A 16652-nucleotide genomic window follows, 5' to 3' on the forward strand; every position below is an offset into this window, starting at 1 on the left:
GTTCAGCCCAGCACCACGTCGATCCGCCGCTGAGCTTGGGCCTGCCAGCGCCGGCAGTCTTCGTGCAGCAGGTGCAGCGTTCGGGGATGGTCTTGCGCCCAGCGCTCTGACAGCAGCAACTGCGTGCGTCCGCGACTGGTGCGCAGCTCGGCCACCCGGCCGGGCAGGTCGATGCGTGCGTGGTGCAGGATGATGGCCACGCGCAGGCACAGCACCTGGGTCATCAACACGTGGTCGTGCAGGTGCTCGGCCAGTTTGATCAGCTCACCACGTTGCCCCAGCGCCAGCACCGCCAGCCGGCGCAGTTGCGATTGCGAGAACCCGGGCGCGTCCACATGGCCCAGCAGGTAGGCGCTGTGTCGATGGTGGTCGTGGTGCGACACCATCATGCCGATTTCGTGCAGCAAGGCGGCCCAGCCCAGTTCTCGCCATTCTTCGCCGTCAGCGCGTCCCACGTGAGAGGCCACGCCTCGCCACAGCGACAGCGCCCGCGTTCGCACCCGGTCTGCGTGGGTGGTGTCCACGCGAAAGCGCTGCTGCAGTTCGCGCACCGACAGGTCGCGCGGGTCGGGCAGGCGGTGGTTGCGTGCGGCTTCCAGGCGCTCTTCCAGGTCGAAGATGACCCCCTGACGCAGCGCACCTTTGGCCGGGCGCAGCACCTCGATGCCGAAGTGCAGCAACAGGGTGTAGAGGATGGACAGCCCGCCACCCAGCACCGCCTTGCGGTCGGCTTTCAGCCCCGGCAGTTGCAGGTCGTCGATCGAGCCGGCATCGATGCAGCGCTCAATGCACCAGCGCAGCGCTGCCGGCGTGATGCACCCATCGGTGATGCCCGAGGCCGCCAGGATCTGGGAGACCGCGCCCACCGTGCCCGATGAGCCCAGGGCCTCGCGCCACTGCTCACGGTTGAACGCCGTCAGGGCCTCTTCGAACTCGGCGCCCGCAGCGATCTGCGCGGCGCGAAAGCCCGCAGCGGTGTAACGTCCCCCCGGGAAATGTTGCAGTGACAGGCTGACCGAGCCCACCCCAAACGATTCGACCTGCCGGGCTTGCCGGCCTTGGCCCAGGATCATCTCGGTGGAGCGCCCACCAATGTCGATGACCAGGCGTGGCAGTTCGCTGGGCTGCAGCCGCGACACGCCCTGGTAGATGAGGCGGGCCTCTTCCCGGCCGGCAATCACTTCGATGGGGTGGCCCAGCACCAGGTTGGCACGCATCAGGAAGGCGTCCCGGTTGCGGGCCTCGCGCAGGGTTTGGGTGGCCACGGCCCGCACCTGCCACGGCGCAAAGCCACGCAGCCGCTGGGCGAAACGCGCCAGGCAGGCCAGCCCTCGCTGGGTGGCCTCTTCGGTCAGTTGCCCATGGGCATCCAAGCCGCCACCCAGGCGCACGGTTTCCTTGAGGTAGTCCACCCGCTTGTAGCGGCCTTTGTGAACTTCGGCGATTTCCAGGCGAAAGCTGTTGGAGCCGATGTCGATGGCGGCCAGCATCGAGGGGAAGCGACTGGCCGGCGTGAGCCCGGCCTGGGCCTTGCTAGCAGTGACTGAGAGCTGTTTGTCCATGGGGCTATTGTCCCTCCATCCCGAGTGGCTTCCGTGACAGTGGTGGCCTTGGCGGTGGTGGGCGGGCGACAGCGCTGCGAGCCTGTGTTGACAGCATTGATAAGATCGATCGCATGACCCTGACCTATATCCTGATCGCCACCCTGGTGGGTGGCGTGGTGTCCGTGCTGCTGGCCGCAGCCCTCACTGCACCGATGCTGGCCGTGCTCGTGCGCCATCTGGTCAGCCTGTCTACCGGGGTCTTGCTGGGCACGGCCCTGCTGCACGTGCTGCCCGAGGCGTTCGAGTCGCACGCCTCGCCGCACGCCTTGTTCCTGACCCTGCTGGGCGGGCTGCTGTTTTTCTTTTTGCTGGAGAAGGCCGAGCTGTACCGGCATGGCCACCACCACGAACACGACGATCACCACCACCACCATGGTTTCGACAAGGAGCAAGCCGGACGGGGTGGCTGGAGCGTGCTGGTGGGCGACAGCATCCACAACTTCTGCGATGGGGTGCTGATCGCCGGGGCCTTTCTGGTCGATCCCGGGGTGGGGCTGTTCACGGCGCTGGCCATCATCGCCCACGAGATCCCGCAGGAGGTGGGCGACTACATCGTGCTCATCAACGCGGGGTTTTCCAAAGGCAAGGCCCTGTTGTTCAATGCCTTGTCGGGCCTGGCCGCAGTGGCGGGGGGCGTACTGGGCTACTTTTTGCTGGGCCCGTGGCAAGAATTGCTGCCTTACCTGATGGTGGTGGCCGCCAGCAGCTTTGTGTACGTGGCGGTGGCCGACCTCATCCCGCAATTGCAAAAGCGCCTGAACCTGAAGGACACGGTGCTGCAGGTGGTGTGGCTGGGTGTGGGGCTGGGTGTGATTGCCTTGCTGGTGGGCGGGCATGACCACGCATCGCACGACCACGCCGGTGACCATGGGCACGACCACGGCGAGGAGCACGCCTTACCCGATAGCGCAGCCTCAGGCGCGGGCACGCCCTGAGCGCAAGCGGGTGGCCGTCACGCCGGCCGCCACGATGAGGCCCGTGCCGACCACCGCCAGGGCGTCCACCGGGTCGTCAAACAGCAGCACGCCCAGCACAAAGGCGTGTGCGATGCCGAGGTACTGCAGGCTGGCCATGGCCAGCGCCTCGCCGCGTGCATAAGCGCGTGTCATGAGCAACTGCGCCAGGGTGGCAAACACGCCCAGGCCGATCAGCCACACCCAGGTCAGCCCCTGGGGCAGGCGCCAGGCGTGCAGCCCCGACTGGCTCATGACCAGGCTGATGAGCAAGCCGGCCACCGTGCCGAACACCGAAAAGTAAAACACCACGCGGTACTCTGGCTCGCCTGCGCGGCCCAACTGCATCACCTGCAGGTAAGCCCAGGCCGCCAGCATGCCTGAGGCCAGGCCCATGAGGCCTTCCAGCCATTGGTCGGCCGCCAGGGTGGGGCGCAGCACCAGGGCCACGCCCATGAAGCCGATGGCGATGGCCAGCAACAGGGGGCGAGGCACGGGGGTGGGGGATTGCCCCCGCCATCGCAGCCAGGCGGTTTGCAGCACGAAGAACACCGCCATCCACACCGACGAGGTGTAGTTGAAGGTGACGGCCGTGCCCAGCGGCAGCTTGGCGATGGCGTAGAACCACAGGCTCAAGGCCACCACGCCGGCAAACCCTCGCCAGAAGTGCATGGCCGGTACGCGGGTCCGCAAGGGCAGGCCCCGCCCCCAGGCCAGCGCCCCGATGAACAGCACCCCCACCAGCCCCCGAAAGAACACCACCTCGGCGGTGGAGACCTGGGCAGAAGCCAGCTTGACGCACACCCCCATCGCTGCGAACAGCAAGGTGGCCAGCACCATCAGCAGGGCGGGGGAGGTGCGCAGACGCTCAGTCCTTGAAGGTCATCACGCGGCGGTACCACTCGTGGAAGTGCTGCATGCCGTCTTCCATGGGGCTTTGGTAGGGACCGACCTCGTTGTCGCCACGGGCCATCAGGGCGCGACGACCGGCGTCCATGCGCTCGGCGATCTCGTCGTCCTCGATGCAGGTCTCCATGTAGGCCGCACGCTGGGCTTCGACGAACTCGCGCTCGAAGGCCGCGATCTCTTCGGGGTAGTAGAACTCCACCACGTTGAGGGTTTTTTGCGGGCCCTGCGGGTACATGTTCGAGACCACCAGCACGTGCGGATACCACTCCACCATCATCGTGGGGTAGTAGGTCAGCCACACCGCGCCTTGCGAGGGCTTCTCGCCACCGCGGTAGTTCATCAGCACTTCGCGCCACTTCTTGTAGACGTCAGAGCCCGGCTTGTCAAAGCCCTTGGCCACGCCCACCGTCTGCACGGAGTACTCGTCGGCCATGTCCCAGCGCAGGTCGTCACAGGTCACGAAGTTGCCCAGCCCGGGGTGGAAGGGGCCGACGTGGTAGTCCTCCAGGTAGACCTCGATGAAGGTCTTCCAGTTGTACTCGCACGTGTGCAACTCGACGTGGTCCAGCACGTAGCCGCTGAAATCCAGGTCGCCGCCGGGCTTGAAGCGCGCGTCGATGCCGGCCAGGTCGCGGGCGATGTCTCGGCCGTTGTCCTCGAACAGCAGACCGTTCCAGTCGCGAACCTTGTAGTTGTTCAGGTTCAGGCAGGGGTCGTGGTCGAAGTGCGGCGCGCCGATCAGCTCGCCTTGGTGCGAGTACGTCCAGCGGTGCAGTGGGCACACGATGTTGTGCCGGGAGTTGCCGCGACCCTTGAGCATGATGGCCTGCCGGTGACGGCAGACGTTGGAGATCAGCTCGATGCCTTGGGGCGTGCGCACCAGCACACGGCCTTCCTGTTCCTGGGGCAGGGCATAGTAGTCACCCACCTCGGGCACGCTCAGCGCGTGGCCGAGGTAGCGAGGTCCGGACTGAAAGATGCGTTTTTGCTCCTCCTTGTACAGTTGTTCGTCAAAGTAGACATGTACGGGCAGCTGTGTGGTGCTGCGGCGAAGAGCATTGAGCGCAGGACTCAGGTCGGACATGATCCCCAGGTTCTCCAAAAACCAATGTCAACCCCCTTGCGGCCGGCCTGGCGTGAGGATGGGCTCGGTGCGCAAGGACTGGGATCCCCGGGCCACGCAGGCGCGGGGGGCGGCAACCCGGTCGTGACCACATCGCCAGCCGCCCTGAGCCTGGGGCAGAGCTGGTGTACGCGGGCACCACGGGAGGGGGCGATTGTACCCTTGGGGGGCTCGCCGGGGGGAAACCCGACCCGGCTTTGCTGGATTGCGGCCCCCGGAAGGGGTGGGGCCTTCTCGTGGGCCCGCAGCGTGGCGCCAATAGAATACGCGTTTGCGCGCAACGCCGGCTGGCCGGCCTCGTCATCCTCTCTTGTCGCACATGCCCCGTTCTCCCTCTGCCCGTTCACCTGCCAGCACCAGCCCGTCGCCCGCCCCGGAGCCGGACTTGCCAGCGTCCTACGAAGCGGCGCTGGCCGAGCTCGAGCAGATCGTCGCGCAGATGGAATCTGGCGCCCTGCCGCTGGACGACCTGCTGGGCCGCTACCAGCGTGGGGCCGTGCTGCTGAATTTCTGCCGTGGCCGGCTGCAGGCCGTGGAAGAGCAAGTGCGCTTGCTCGAAGAAGGCGAACTGCGCCCCTGGAACCAGGCATGAATCAAGACCAAGATCAACGCTGGACCACCGAGGTGCTGGCGCGCGTGGAAGAGGCGCTGTCCGACTGGGTGCCCGGCGAAGCACCAGCCGGTCTGGGCGCGGCCATGCGTTATGGCGTGCTGGATGGTGGCAAGCGGCTGCGTGCCTTATTGGTGATGGGCGCGGCCCAGGCCGCGGGCGCAGACCTCCACCCCTCTGGCCGAGAGGCCGCGCTGCGGGCGGCCTGCGCGGTGGAGCTGATCCACGCCTATTCCCTGATCCACGACGACATGCCCTGCATGGACAACGACGTGCTGCGCCGGGGCAAACCCACCGTGCACGTGGCGTTTGGTGAAGCGCAGGCCATGTTGGCTGGCGACGCCATGCAGGCCCTGGCCTTCGAGGTGTTGACCCCCGACGATGAAGATGGGCGCAGCGCCGTGCCGCCAGACCTGCAGGCCCGCCTGTGCCGTTTGCTGGCGCACGCGGCAGGGCAGTCGGGCATGGCCGGTGGTCAGGCCATTGACCTGGCGAGCGTGGGTCATGCCCTGGACGAGGCCACGCTGCGCGACATGCATGAGCGCAAGACGGGGGCCCTGCTGCGCGCCAGCGTGCAGATGGGGGCCGCCTGTGGCGGCTTGCGACCAGGCTTGCCCGCCTGGTCGGCCCTGACGGCGTACGGCCATGCCATGGGCCTGGCCTTTCAGATCGTGGATGATGTGCTGGACGCCACCCAGGATTCGGCCCAACTGGGCAAGACCGCCGGCAAAGATGCCGACGCCAACAAGCCCACCTACGTGAGCCTGCTGGGCCTGGACGGCGCGCAGGCGGAAGCCGAGCGCTTGCTGGACCGTGCACTGCAGGCCCTGGAGGCCATGGACGCCACGCCGGCCAGCCTGGCGCCGCTTCGCGGCATCGCCGAGCGCATCGTGCGCCGTGACCATTGAACACCGCCCAGACGGTGCCCGACAAAACAAGGATGTCCCCCATGAGCCACCCCCTGCTGTCACGCATCGACAAGCCGGCCGATTTGCGGCATCTGTCGCGCGCCGAACTCAAGCAACTCGCCGTTGAGCTGCGTGATTACCTGCTTCAAAGCGTGTCCCGCACGGGCGGTCACCTGTCGTCCAACCTGGGCACGGTGGAGCTGACCATCGCCTTGCACCACGTGTTTCACACCCCGGAAGACCGGCTGGTGTGGGATGTGGGTCACCAGACCTACCCGCACAAGATCCTGACCGGCCGCCGGGACCGCATGGGCAGCCTGCGTCAGTACGGCGGCATGAGCGGTTTTCCCCGGCGCGATGAAAGCGAGTACGACACCTTCGGCACGGCCCATTCGTCCACCTCCATCTCGGCCGCACTGGGCATGGCCATTGGCGCGCAGTTGCGCGGCGAGGCCCGCAAGGCGGTGGCCATCATCGGCGATGGCGCCATGACGGCGGGCATGGCCTTTGAGGCGCTGAACAACGCCGGCGTGCCGCATGCCGGCAAGATGCCCGAGCTGCTGGTGGTGCTCAACGACAACGACATGTCGATTTCGCCGCCCGTGGGCGCGCTGAACCGTTACCTGGCGCGTTTGATGTCAGGCCGCTTCTACATGAGCGCCCGCGAAAGCGCCAAGCAGATGCTGAGCAATGTGCCGCCCTTGTTCGAGCTGGCCAAGAAGCTGGAAGAACACGCCAAGGGCATGGTCGTGCCCGGCACCATCTTTGAAGAGTTTGGCTTCAACTATGTGGGCCCGATCGATGGGCATGACCTGGACAGCCTGATCCCCACGCTGGAGAACCTCAAGCAGGCCAGCGGCCCGCAGTTTCTGCACGTGGTCACCAAAAAGGGCTATGGCTACAAGCTGGCCGAGGCCGACCCCATCGCCTACCACGGGCCGGGTAAGTTCGACCCGGCCGTGGGCCTGCAAAAGCCCGCCCCCACCGACACCCCGCCCAAGCCCACCTTCACGCAGGTGTTTGGCCGATGGTTGTGCGACATGGCGGCGGCCGACCCGCGCCTGGTGGCCATCACGCCCGCCATGCGTGAGGGCTCGGGCATGGTCGAGTTTCATCAGAAATTTCCGGGCCGTTACTTCGATGTGGGGATTGCCGAGCAGCACGCGGTGACCTTCGCCGCTGGCCTGGCCTGCGAGGGCCTCAAGCCCGTGGTGGCCATCTATTCCACCTTCTTGCAGCGGGGCTACGATCAGCTCATCCACGACGTGGCCATCCAGAACCTGCCCGTGGTGTTTGCGCTGGACCGCGCCGGCATCGTGGGGGCCGATGGCGCCACGCACATGGGCGCGTTCGACATCGCCTACTGCCGCTGCATCCCCAATGTCAGCATGCTGACCCCCGCCGATGAGGCCGAGACCCGTCAGGCCTTGAGCGCCGCCTATGCGCAAAACCACCCGGTGGCGGTGCGCTATCCGCGCGGCACGGGTGCCGGGGTGCCGGTGCCCACCGACCTGAACCCCATGCCCTGGGGCCAGGGCGAGGTGCGTCGGCAGGCGGCTGCGGCGAAACCAGCGGGCCAGCGTGTGGCCATCCTGGCGTTCGGTACCTTGCTGTATCCGGCCTTGCAGGCCGCCGAGGCGCTGGATGCGACCGTGGCCAACATGCGCTTCGTCAAGCCCCTGGATGTGGAACTGGTCAAGCAACTGGCCGCCTCCAACGACCTGCTGGTGACGGTGGAAGAGGGCTGCGTGCAAGGCGGTGCAGGTTCGGCGGTGGCCGAGGCGCTGGCCGCTGCGGGCCTGGCCGTGCCCATGCTGATGCTGGGCCTGCCCGATGAGTTCGTGGAGCACGGCGATCCGGCCAAGCTCTTGGGCTTGTGCGGGCTGGACGCGGCCGGCATCGAGCGGACCATCCGGGACCGGCTGGCGGCGACCGCCTGAACCGATGCGGGGTGGATGGTCCGGTCCGATGGCCGCGCCGCGCCTCCCTAACGCAGTAATCGCAGGCCGCCGTCAGGCGGCTTGTTTTTGCTCGTCGCCGCAGGCGCCTCCGCAGCCATGGATGGCCTGCGCTGGCAGCGCCTCGGGCTGGCTGAGCGCGCCGGTCACGGGGTCGTAGCCCACGCTCTTGAGGTGCAGGGCCAAGCCCGCATCCATGGTCTGGGCGTGGTGCGGAAACCAGAGCGTCAACTCGTGCGCCATCTGGCGAATCGGTGGCAACTGGCCCTGCTGGCCCAGCGTCAAGCCTTCTTTCAACACCTTGAGCACCACGGCGTGCTGCGTCAGGTGGCAACTGCCCGGTGCGAAGCCGGTGGCCAGCATCCAGCGGTCTTCCTGGGCAAAGTGGGCCTCGGTGTGGTCCACCAGGGCTTGCCAGTGCGCCACCAGATCGTCATCCGACGCTTGCTGGACGGTGGCCAGCAACTCGACGAACTCCACATGGGTCTGATCCATGACGGGCATGGACAGGCTCAATGCATCCGACCACACCAAGCCGGGTGTCACAGGGGTGTTGTGTACAGAGGGGGCTGATTCAGACATGGACGCAGGGTAGCGGGGACGTCTCTGCCGCGCCTTGCGTTGCCTCAAGGTCTGGCCGCGCGACGCTCAGCCCGAGCGGCCTGGGCGGCCCGGGGCGGTGGCGCACGATGCGCCCTGTTCGGTCGCCGGCGTAGGTAATCACCGATGCTCGCATGGGCTCGGGGGCCTAGATTCGGTGCGTCTGGTTGTTCGCTTCCCCCATGAGGTACCCCGTGCGTCACGTCACCCTGTTCAATCTCCGTCGCACCCTGGTCGTCGCCCTGATGTTGTGGGTGGCCGGCGCGGCCCATGGCGCCAGCACCGACGCCCGAACGCGCCACCCCATCGTGCTGGTGCACGGATTGATGGGCTGGGACAACATCCTAGGTTTGGACTACTGGTACAACATTCCGGCGGCCTTGCGACGCTCGGGTGCCACCGTGCTGGTGGCCAAGGTGTCGGCGGTGAACGACAACCAAGTGCGTGGCGAGCAATTGCTCAAGCAATTGCGCGAGTGGCAAGCGGCCAAGGGCTACACCCAGTTCAACTTGGTGGGACACAGCCAGGGTGGTCCCACCGCCCGTTATGTCGCCGGTGTGGCGCCAACGTTGGTGGCCAGTGTCACGTCGGTGCAGTCACCCCATGTGATTGACGCCGCCGAGCCAGATTCCATCCTGTCGGTGCTGTCGTCCCAGCCCGGCCTGTTCGCCACCTTGGGCAAATTGATCGACTGGCTATCGGGCAGTGGGTCGCTGCCGCAGGATCCGGCGGCGCTGCAGGCCTGGGCCACCGACACGGCCGCTTTCAATGCCCGGTGGCCGGCCGGGATGCCGAGCACCCCGTGCGGCCAGGGCACCGAGCTGGCTTTCAATGGGGTGCGGTACTACGCTGTGGCTGGCAACGTGGCCAAAACCAATGCCTGGGACCCGTCTGACCTGATCTTCAAGGAGGGCGCGACGCCCAGCGATGGTTTGGTGCCGGTGTGCTCGGCGCACTGGGGCAAGGTGCTGCGCGACGACTACCCCTGGAATCACTTCGATGGCGTCAATCAGTTCTTTGGGCTGATTGGCAAGTCCGCACCAGACCCAGTGGCCTTCTATGTGCAGCAGGCCAGCAGGCTCAAGGGCCTGGGCCTTTGAGCCTTGGCTCGATCAGGGCTGGGTGGCGCTGCCGCCCAGGCGCTGGCGGTGACGGGCCACCTGCGCCCGCACTTGCTCGGGCGCGGTGCCGCCCAGCAGGTTGCGGGCGTTGAGCGAGCCGCGCAGGCTCAGCACCTCGTACACATCCTTTTCGATGGCGGGGTTGTAGGCCTTGAGCTGGTCCAGCGACAGCTCCGACAGGTCCACGCCCGCAGCGATGGCGTCTTTCACGGCGTGGGCCACCACCTCGTGTGCATCGCGGAAGGGCAGGCCCTTTTTCACCAGGTAATCGGCCAGGTCGGTGGCGGTGGCGTAGCCCTTCTTGGCGGCGCGCTCCATGGCTTCGGGCTTGACGGTGATGCCGGCGGCCATCTCGGCGAAGATGCGCAGGGTGTCCTTCAAGGTGTCGACCGTGTCGAACAAGGGTTCCTTGTCTTCCTGGTTGTCCTTGTTGTAGGCCAGGGGCTGGCCCTTCATCAGGGTGATCAGGCCCATCAGGTGGCCCACCACGCGGCCGGTCTTGCCGCGCGCCAGCTCGGGCACGTCGGGGTTCTTCTTCTGCGGCATGATCGACGAGCCGGTGCAGAAGCGGTCGGCCAGGTCGATGAAGCCGAAGCTCTGGCTCATCCACAGGATGAGCTCTTCGCTCAGGCGCGACACATGCACCATCAAGAGCGACGCGGCCGAGGTGAACTCGATGGCGAAGTCGCGGTCGCTCACCGCATCCAGGCTGTTCTGGCTGACGCCCTCGAAGCCCAGCGTGCGGGCCACGCGCTCGCGGTCCAGCGGGTAGCTGGTGCCGGCCAGCGCGGCCGAGCCCAGGGGCAGGCGGTTGATGCGGCGGCGCAGGTCGACCATGCGTTCCGCATCGCGGGCGAACATTTCCACATAGGCCAGCAGGTGGTGACCGAAGGCCACGGGCTGGGCCACCTGCAGGTGGGTGAAGCCAGGCAGGATCACGTCGGCATTCTGCTCGGCCACATCGACCAGGGCTTTTTGCAGCTCGGTCAGCAGCACGCCGATTTCATCGACCTCGCCGCGCAGCCACAGGCGCACGTCGGTGGCCACCTGATCATTGCGCGAGCGGCCGGTGTGCAGGCGCTTGCCCGCGTCGCCCACCAGCTGGGTCAGTCGGGCTTCGATGTTCAGGTGCACGTCCTCCAGGTCGAGCTTCCACTCGAACTGGCCGGATTCGATCTCTTGCGTGATCTGCGCCATGCCCTTTTGGATGGCGGCCAGGTCGTCGGCCGAGATCAGGCCCTGGGCGCAGAGCATGTCGGCGTGGGCCAGCGAGCCCTGGATGTCGGCCTGCCACAGGCGTTTGTCAAAAAACACGCTGGAGGTGTAGCGCTTGACCAGCTCGCTCATGGGCTCGGAAAACAGGGCCGACCAGGCCTGGGACTTTTTGTCGAGTTGGTTGGTGCTCATGGGACGATCCGGTGGCGCGTGCATCACGCAAAATGTGCAAACCATGGATTCTAAAGAGACTGACCGCCCAGATCGGCCGGCGCCGCCAGATGCCGTGTCTGATCATGCTGCCTGGGGCGCCACCACGCAGTTTGGCGTGGCCGGCACGGAGCTGCCCTCGGGAAGCGCTGCGCCGCGCCAGCCCTCGGCGTTTGACGTGTGCCACGTTGGTGTGGTGCTGCGGGCGGTGCTGGGTGTTCAGCTGATCACCGGGCTGGGCAGTTTGTACCTGGCTGCGGCGCCATCGGCCTGGCTGGCCCAATGGGCCCAGGCGTCTCTGGTGTCTCTGCCCGCCTGTTTGATGTGGCTGCTGCTGGCCTGCAGCCTGCGCCCCTGGCTGGACCGGCAGCCCGCGATGGTTCAGTGGCTGATGGCCACAGCCCTGGGGGCGCTGTGTGGCGGGCTGGCGCGCTGGCAACTGCAATGGCTGCTGGCCCCCCTGGTGGACGACGCCGCGGCCCTGTGGCCCCTGGTGGCCCCCACGCTCACGGGCGCGGCCCTGGGGGCGGTGGGTTTGTACTGGCTGCGGGCCCGGGCCCACAGCGAGTTGCCGGCCCATGTGGCGGCGCGCCTGGACGAGCTGCAGGCCCGCATCCGCCCACACTTTCTGTTCAACACCCTGAACACGGCCATGGCCCTGGTTCAGGTGGACCCACAACGCGCCGAGGCGGTGCTGGAGGACCTGGCCGAGCTGTTCCGTCAGGCGCTGGTCTCGCCCGCCGCCCGCACCACCCTGGGGGCCGAGGTCGATCTGGCCCGTCGTTACCTGGGCATCGAACAGTTGCGCTTCGGAGACCGCCTGACCGTGCGCTGGGAGCTGGAGCCGGGCACGCAAGAGGCGCTGGTGCCGTCGTTGCTGCTGCAGCCCTTGGTGGAGAACGCTGTTCGCCACGGCGTGGAGCCCGACCCCCAGGGGGGCTGGATCGTCATCCGCGCGCGCGTTCAGGGGGACAAGGTCGAGTTGAGCATCCGCAACTCCCTGCCGCCGGCAGGGCAGGCGCAGGCGCAGGTGCGGCAAGGGCACGGCATGGCCCTGCGCAACGTGCGGCAGCGCCTGATGCTGATGCATGATGTGGAGTCCACGTTCGACGCCGGGGTGCAGCATGACACGGCCGATCGGCAGCCACCGGTGTACGTGGTGAAGTTGGCCTTTCCTTTGCGACATGGAGACCATGGATGGACCCGTTGATCGACGAGGCCTTGCGTGTGGTGCTGATCGATGACGAGCCGCTGGCGCGACTGCGGCTGCGTGGGCTGCTGGCCCACAGCAGCGTGCCCAATGGCGTGCTGGCCGAGTTTGGCGAGCCGGTCACGGCGCTGGACGCCCTGCGCGAGCAAGACCTGGCGCGGGATGCCGCCGACGTGGTGCTGCTCGACATCCAGATGCCGGGTCTGGACGGCATGGTGCTGGCGGCCCGCTTGCGCGAGATGCGCCGCCCACCGGCGGTGGTGTTTGTCACGGCCCATGCGGTTCACGCCCTGAGGGCGTTTGACCTGGCGGCGGTGGACTACCTGACCAAGCCGGTTCGACTGGAGCGCCTGGATGCCGCGCTGGCCAAGGCCCGCACCTGGGTGCACGCGCGTCGCCTGAGTCAAGCGGCCGACGTGACCGACGACGATGAGGTGTTGGTGGTGCGCACGCGCGAGCGCCTTGAGCGCATCCCCTTGGGGGCGGTCCTGTATTTCCGGGCGGAGCAAAAGATCGTCAGCCTGAGAACGGCGGACCGCACCCTGGTGATCGACGAGTCACTGACCGAGCTGGAGTCCCGCGTGGGGTCGCGATTCGTGCGGGTGCACCGCAATGCGCTGGTGGCGCGCAAGGCCATGCGGGCGCTGGAGCGTCGCCACGATGATGATGAGGGGGGTGACGGTGCCGAGGGCTGGGCCGTGCAGGTCACACCCACCCAGGAGTGGCTGCAGGTGTCGCGACGGCAAGTGACCGCCGTGCGCGACGCCATGGCCGTGTCGATCTGATCAGAAGCCCAGGCTGGCCAGCAGATCGTCCACTTCGCTCTGGTTGGCCACCACGTCGGTGCGGCCCTCGGCGTCCACCACGGGGCCTTCCAGTTTGGGCTCTTTGCTGTCTGTGGCAGGGTGGTGGTGGGCGGTCAGTGCGGCTTCCACCTTCTGGGCCTGCTCCGGTGGTGCGGCTTGCACCAGCAGCTTCACCAGCTGGGTTTCCAGGTCGTTGGCCAGCCTGACCACCTTGGCCACCACCTGGCCGGTCAGGTCATGAAAGTCCTGCGCCATCATGATGTCCGTCAGGTGAGCGTCCACACGGTGGGTGGTGGCCTCCACGTCCTGCACGAAGTTGTAGACGGCACCGGTGGCCACGGCCTTCACCGGATCGGCGGTGATCAATTCGGCCAGCTTGCGCGTTTCGGTGGCGATGTGATCCTGCTCGGCCTTGGCCGTGTCCACCAGGTTCAGCACCTTTTCGGCCGCGTCGGCGGTCTTGGTGGCGATGTAGTTCAGGCGGCTGCGCGCATCAGGCAGGTCATCGACCGTGTTCTTCAGGCCAGGCAGCACCCCCAGCATGTTCAGCGTGTCGTGCAACTGGCGGGTCAAGGTGCCCAGTTGCTGGAAGATCTCCGGCGAGGCCGCCGGCATGCTCATGTTTTCAGGCAGATCGACTTTCATGGAGGGCCCCTGTGGATGTTTCGGTCACGCCGCGGCGGTGAGCTTTTGCATGATCTTTTGCACCTTCTCTTCCAGCGTCGCTTTGGTGAAGGGCTTGACGATGTAGCCTGCCGCGCCCGACTGGGCCGCCAGAACGATGTCTTCTTTTTTGGCCTCGGCCGTCACCATCAGCACGGGCAGGTGCTTGAGCGCGTCGTCGGTTTTGATGGCCTTGAGCAACTCGAAGCCGTTCATGTTGGGCATGTTGATGTCGCTGACGACAAAATCGAACTTGCCGTTTTTGAGCATGTTGAGCGCCACAGCGCCGTCTTCGGCCTCTTCGGCGTTCACGTAGCCGATTTCCTTGAGCAGCCCTCGCACAATGCGGCGCATGGTGGAAAAGTCGTCCACGATGAGAAACTTCATGTCGGCGGGATTGCTCATGTCGCGTCCTTGTGTCGGTGTTCGGCCAGCGGGCCTGTCGTGCTGTCTGGTTATCGGCCGGTGATGGCCGGTCTTGAGAGGGGCAATTCCAGCGCCGTCACCGCGCCAGAGGCGGCTGGGGTGTCTGCCGGTGAAGACGCGCTGGTGTCTTCTTCCTCGGCGTCCGGGTCCTCGCCCGCTTCAGCCTGTGCCGTGCTGTAGAACCGGTCTTCGGCTTCGCGGTTCATCACGATGATGCTGATGCGTCGGTTCAAGGGGCTGAGGGGGTCTTTTTTCTCGAAGGGCATGGAGGCGGCCAGCCCTTGCACCCGCAAGACGCGTTCGCCCGGCAGGCCGCCTGCGATCAACTCGCGTCGGGAAGCATTGGCGCGGTCTGCCGACAACTCCCAGTTGCTGTAGCCAATGTCGCCCCGTGAGAAGGGCAGGGCGTCGGTGTGCCCCTCGATGGTCAGCCGATTGGGCACCTCGCGCAGCACGCCGCCAATGGCCTGCAAGATGTCGCGCATGTAGAGGTTCACCACGGCCGAGCCGCTGTCGAACATGGGCCTGAACTGATCGTCGACGATCTGGATGCGCAGCCCTTCGGCCGTCAGGTCCAGCTGGATCTGCGACTGAAACTTCGACAGGCGCTCGTCATTGGCGATCACCTCCTGCACCTTGCGCATCAGCACGCGCAGGCGCTCGGCCTCGGCGCGCAGTTGCTCGGCACGAATGGCCTTTTTGCGCATTTTTTCTTCGGCCGTCTCGGAGCTGCCCTTTTTCACCTGCCCCACCGATTCGGTCAGGCTGTTGCCCCCGCCTTTGACGATGGACGAGGCATCTCCCGCACCGCTGCCGCCAAAGAAGGCCACCTTCAACGGGCTGTTGAAGTAGTCCTGAATGCCCTTCTTGTCGCCCTCGGTGGTCGAGCCCAGCAGCCACATGAGCAGGAAGAAGGCCATCATGGCCGTCACGAAGTCGGCGTAAGCGATCTTCCAGGCGCCACCATGGGCGGCATGACCGCCCTTCTTGATGCGCTTGATGATGATCGGCTGGACCTTCTTGGAATCACCGGCCATGTCAGGTTCCTTGGCTGCGCGGGCTCAGGGGGGCGCTCACGAATCGCTCACTTCTTCTTCACGTGGGCTTCGAGCTCGGCGAAGGTGGGGCGCTCGGTCGAGTACAGCACCTTGCGGCCAAACTCGATGGCCACCTGCGGGGCATAGCCCTGCATGCTGGCCAGCAGCACGGTTTTCACCGCCTGGAATTCCTTGGTGCCCTCGTCGAGCTTTTGCTCCATGAGGCCCGCCAGAGGCTCCACCACGCCATAGGCCAGCAAAATGCCCAGGAAGGTGCCCACCAGGGCCGAGGCGATCATGCCGCCCAGCACGGCCGGTGGCTGCCCCACCGAGCCCATGGTGTTCACCACCCCCAGCACGGCGGCCACGATGCCGAACGCCGGCAGGGCGCCAGCCAGCCGCGCCACAGCCGCGCAGGGCGCGTGCCCCTCGTGGTGGTGGGTGTCGATCTCGTTGTCCATCAGGGTTTCGATCTCGTGGGCGTTGAGGTTGCCCGAGACCATCATGCGCAGGTAGTCGGTCACGAACTCGACCACGTGGTGGTCATGGCCGACGTTGGGGTACTTCTGGAACAGGGCCGAGTTGTGCGGGTCTTCGACGTCCTTTTCGATGGACATCAGGCCTTCCTTGCGCACCTTCTGCAGGATCTCGTACATCATGGCCATCAGCTCCATGTAGCGATCCTTGGTGTACTTGGAGCCCTTGAAGCAGGCGCCCAGCGCGCCACCCGTGGCCTTGAGCACCTTGGGCTGGTTGTTCACCACGAAGGCGCCCAGCGCGCCGCCCAGGATGGCCATCATCTCGGTGGGCAAGGCTTTGATGATCACATCCAGGTTGCCGCCGTGGATGATGTAGGCGCCAAAGATGCAGCCGAAGCAGACGACGTAGCCAATGATGGGAAACATGGTATTTCAGCGACGGGCCAATGTTCCTGCATCTTCCCGGACTGGGCTGCCGTTGAAGCCGTGAACAACACCACGCGGGGGGCGTTATTCCAGGGGCTTTTCCGTCATGCGCAAGACCGGTGATCCCAGAAAAAAGCGGACCCCTGCCGGGGCCCGCCCAAATGCACGCAACACGTGCTAGGAGGAGACAAGCATGAACGCGTCTTTCGATGCGCTCCCCAACGGTATCGACCAAAGGGGATCAAACTTGAGGCGCGGCTTTCGCCGTCGCCCTCAATGCAGTTGCAGGGCGCCAGCGGCCTTGCCCTTGCCGGCGCGGGCGGGCGGGTTGCACAGGCCGCAGGTGAAGTGGCGGGCGATCTCGTGCGGGTGGGTCACGAAGTGGCCACCGCAC

The 16652-nt window shown here is 66.3% G+C and carries 17 protein-coding genes; 7 read left to right on the top strand and 10 right to left on the bottom strand.

The features are described from left to right. Window positions 1-2 precede the first annotated feature (2 nt). Window positions 3-1490 (bottom strand): Ppx/GppA phosphatase family protein, encoded by a 1488-nt coding sequence (locus WNB94_RS11575; RefSeq protein WP_341390579.1) that lies wholly within the window; start codon window positions 1488-1490, stop codon window positions 3-5. Between the two features lie 185 nt (window positions 1491-1675). Between WNB94_RS11575 and WNB94_RS11580 the strand changes: the two genes are divergently transcribed. Then, the gene (locus WNB94_RS11580; protein ID WP_341390544.1) at window positions 1676-2539 is read left to right on the top strand and encodes a ZIP family metal transporter; all 864 of its coding nucleotides are present in this window, start codon (window positions 1676-1678) and stop codon (window positions 2537-2539) included. Here the strand turns inward: WNB94_RS11580 and WNB94_RS11585 are convergent. Beyond that, a complete protein-coding gene (locus WNB94_RS11585; RefSeq protein ID WP_341390545.1) occupies window positions 2519-3397 on the bottom strand; it encodes a DMT family transporter in 879 nt (292 codons plus the stop codon). The genes WNB94_RS11580 and WNB94_RS11585 overlap by 21 nt on opposite strands. 28 nt (window positions 3398-3425) lie before the next feature. After that, on the bottom strand, window positions 3426-4550 hold the full coding sequence (locus WNB94_RS11590; RefSeq protein WP_341390546.1) for an aromatic ring-hydroxylating oxygenase subunit alpha: 1125 nt from the start codon (window positions 4548-4550) through the stop codon (window positions 3426-3428). 358 nt (window positions 4551-4908) lie between these two features. On the opposite strand from WNB94_RS11590, the gene xseB reads away from it, so the two are divergent. From xseB to dxs, 3 genes are read left to right on the top strand one after another with little or no spacing between them, the layout of a single operon-like run. Further along, window positions 4909-5181, top strand: coding sequence for an exodeoxyribonuclease VII small subunit (xseB, locus tag WNB94_RS11595; RefSeq protein WP_341390547.1), 273 nt, complete (start codon window positions 4909-4911; stop codon window positions 5179-5181). Next, the gene (locus tag WNB94_RS11600; protein WP_341390548.1) at window positions 5178-6107 is read left to right on the top strand and encodes a polyprenyl synthetase family protein; all 930 of its coding nucleotides are present in this window, start codon (window positions 5178-5180) and stop codon (window positions 6105-6107) included. Before xseB ends, WNB94_RS11600 begins: the two co-directional genes overlap by 4 nt. A gap of 32 nt (window positions 6108-6139) precedes the next feature. Then, window positions 6140-8047 (top strand): 1-deoxy-D-xylulose-5-phosphate synthase, encoded by a 1908-nt coding sequence (gene dxs, locus WNB94_RS11605; RefSeq protein ID WP_341390549.1) that lies wholly within the window; start codon window positions 6140-6142, stop codon window positions 8045-8047. A gap of 72 nt (window positions 8048-8119) precedes the next feature. Here dxs and WNB94_RS11610 read toward each other — a convergent pair whose 3' ends face one another. After that, the gene (locus tag WNB94_RS11610; RefSeq protein WP_341390550.1) at window positions 8120-8569 is read right to left on the bottom strand and encodes a hemerythrin domain-containing protein; all 450 of its coding nucleotides are present in this window, start codon (window positions 8567-8569) and stop codon (window positions 8120-8122) included. A gap of 290 nt (window positions 8570-8859) precedes the next feature. Here WNB94_RS11610 and WNB94_RS11615 point away from each other — a divergent pair, with 290 nt between their 5' ends. After that, a complete protein-coding gene (locus WNB94_RS11615; RefSeq protein ID WP_341390551.1) occupies window positions 8860-9765 on the top strand; it encodes an esterase/lipase family protein in 906 nt (301 codons plus the stop codon). Between the two features lie 12 nt (window positions 9766-9777). Here WNB94_RS11615 and argH read toward each other — a convergent pair whose 3' ends face one another. Further along, window positions 9778-11193, bottom strand: a complete 1416-nt coding sequence (gene argH, locus WNB94_RS11620; protein ID WP_341390552.1) for an argininosuccinate lyase — start codon at window positions 11191-11193, stop codon at window positions 9778-9780. Window positions 11194-11236: 43 nt separating this feature from the next. Here argH and WNB94_RS11625 point away from each other — a divergent pair, with 43 nt between their 5' ends. Both WNB94_RS11625 and WNB94_RS11630 read left to right on the top strand, forming a co-directional pair. Next, the gene (locus WNB94_RS11625; protein ID WP_341390553.1) at window positions 11237-12421 is read left to right on the top strand and encodes a sensor histidine kinase; all 1185 of its coding nucleotides are present in this window, start codon (window positions 11237-11239) and stop codon (window positions 12419-12421) included. Beyond that, window positions 12409-13206 carry a LytR/AlgR family response regulator transcription factor gene (locus WNB94_RS11630; RefSeq protein ID WP_341390554.1) on the top strand — a complete coding sequence of 266 codons (798 nt, stop codon included), beginning with the start codon at window positions 12409-12411 and terminating at the stop codon, window positions 13204-13206. The genes WNB94_RS11625 and WNB94_RS11630 overlap by 13 nt, the downstream gene beginning before the upstream one ends. Here the strand turns inward: WNB94_RS11630 and WNB94_RS11635 are convergent, their stop codons facing one another. The 5 genes from WNB94_RS11635 to WNB94_RS11655 form a co-directional block, all read right to left on the bottom strand. Next, window positions 13207-13872 carry a protein phosphatase CheZ gene (locus WNB94_RS11635; RefSeq protein WP_341390555.1) on the bottom strand — a complete coding sequence of 222 codons (666 nt, stop codon included), beginning with the start codon at window positions 13870-13872 and terminating at the stop codon, window positions 13207-13209. 24 nt (window positions 13873-13896) lie between these two features. Then, a complete protein-coding gene (cheY, locus tag WNB94_RS11640; protein ID WP_341390556.1) occupies window positions 13897-14295 on the bottom strand; it encodes a chemotaxis response regulator CheY in 399 nt (132 codons plus the stop codon). A gap of 50 nt (window positions 14296-14345) precedes the next feature. Then, a complete protein-coding gene (motB, locus tag WNB94_RS11645; protein ID WP_341390557.1) occupies window positions 14346-15353 on the bottom strand; it encodes a flagellar motor protein MotB in 1008 nt (335 codons plus the stop codon). Between the two features lie 47 nt (window positions 15354-15400). Further along, window positions 15401-16258, bottom strand: a complete 858-nt coding sequence (gene motA, locus WNB94_RS11650) for a flagellar motor stator protein MotA (protein WP_341390558.1) — start codon at window positions 16256-16258, stop codon at window positions 15401-15403. A 273-nt stretch (window positions 16259-16531) separates the two neighbouring features. Next, a partial coding sequence (locus WNB94_RS11655) for a FlhC family transcriptional regulator (protein WP_341390580.1) occupies window positions 16532-16652 on the bottom strand: 121 nt, incomplete at its 5' end.

Source organism: Aquabacterium sp. A3 (genome assembly GCF_038069945.1).
Taxonomy (GTDB): Bacteria; Pseudomonadota; Gammaproteobacteria; order Burkholderiales; family Burkholderiaceae_C; genus Aquabacterium.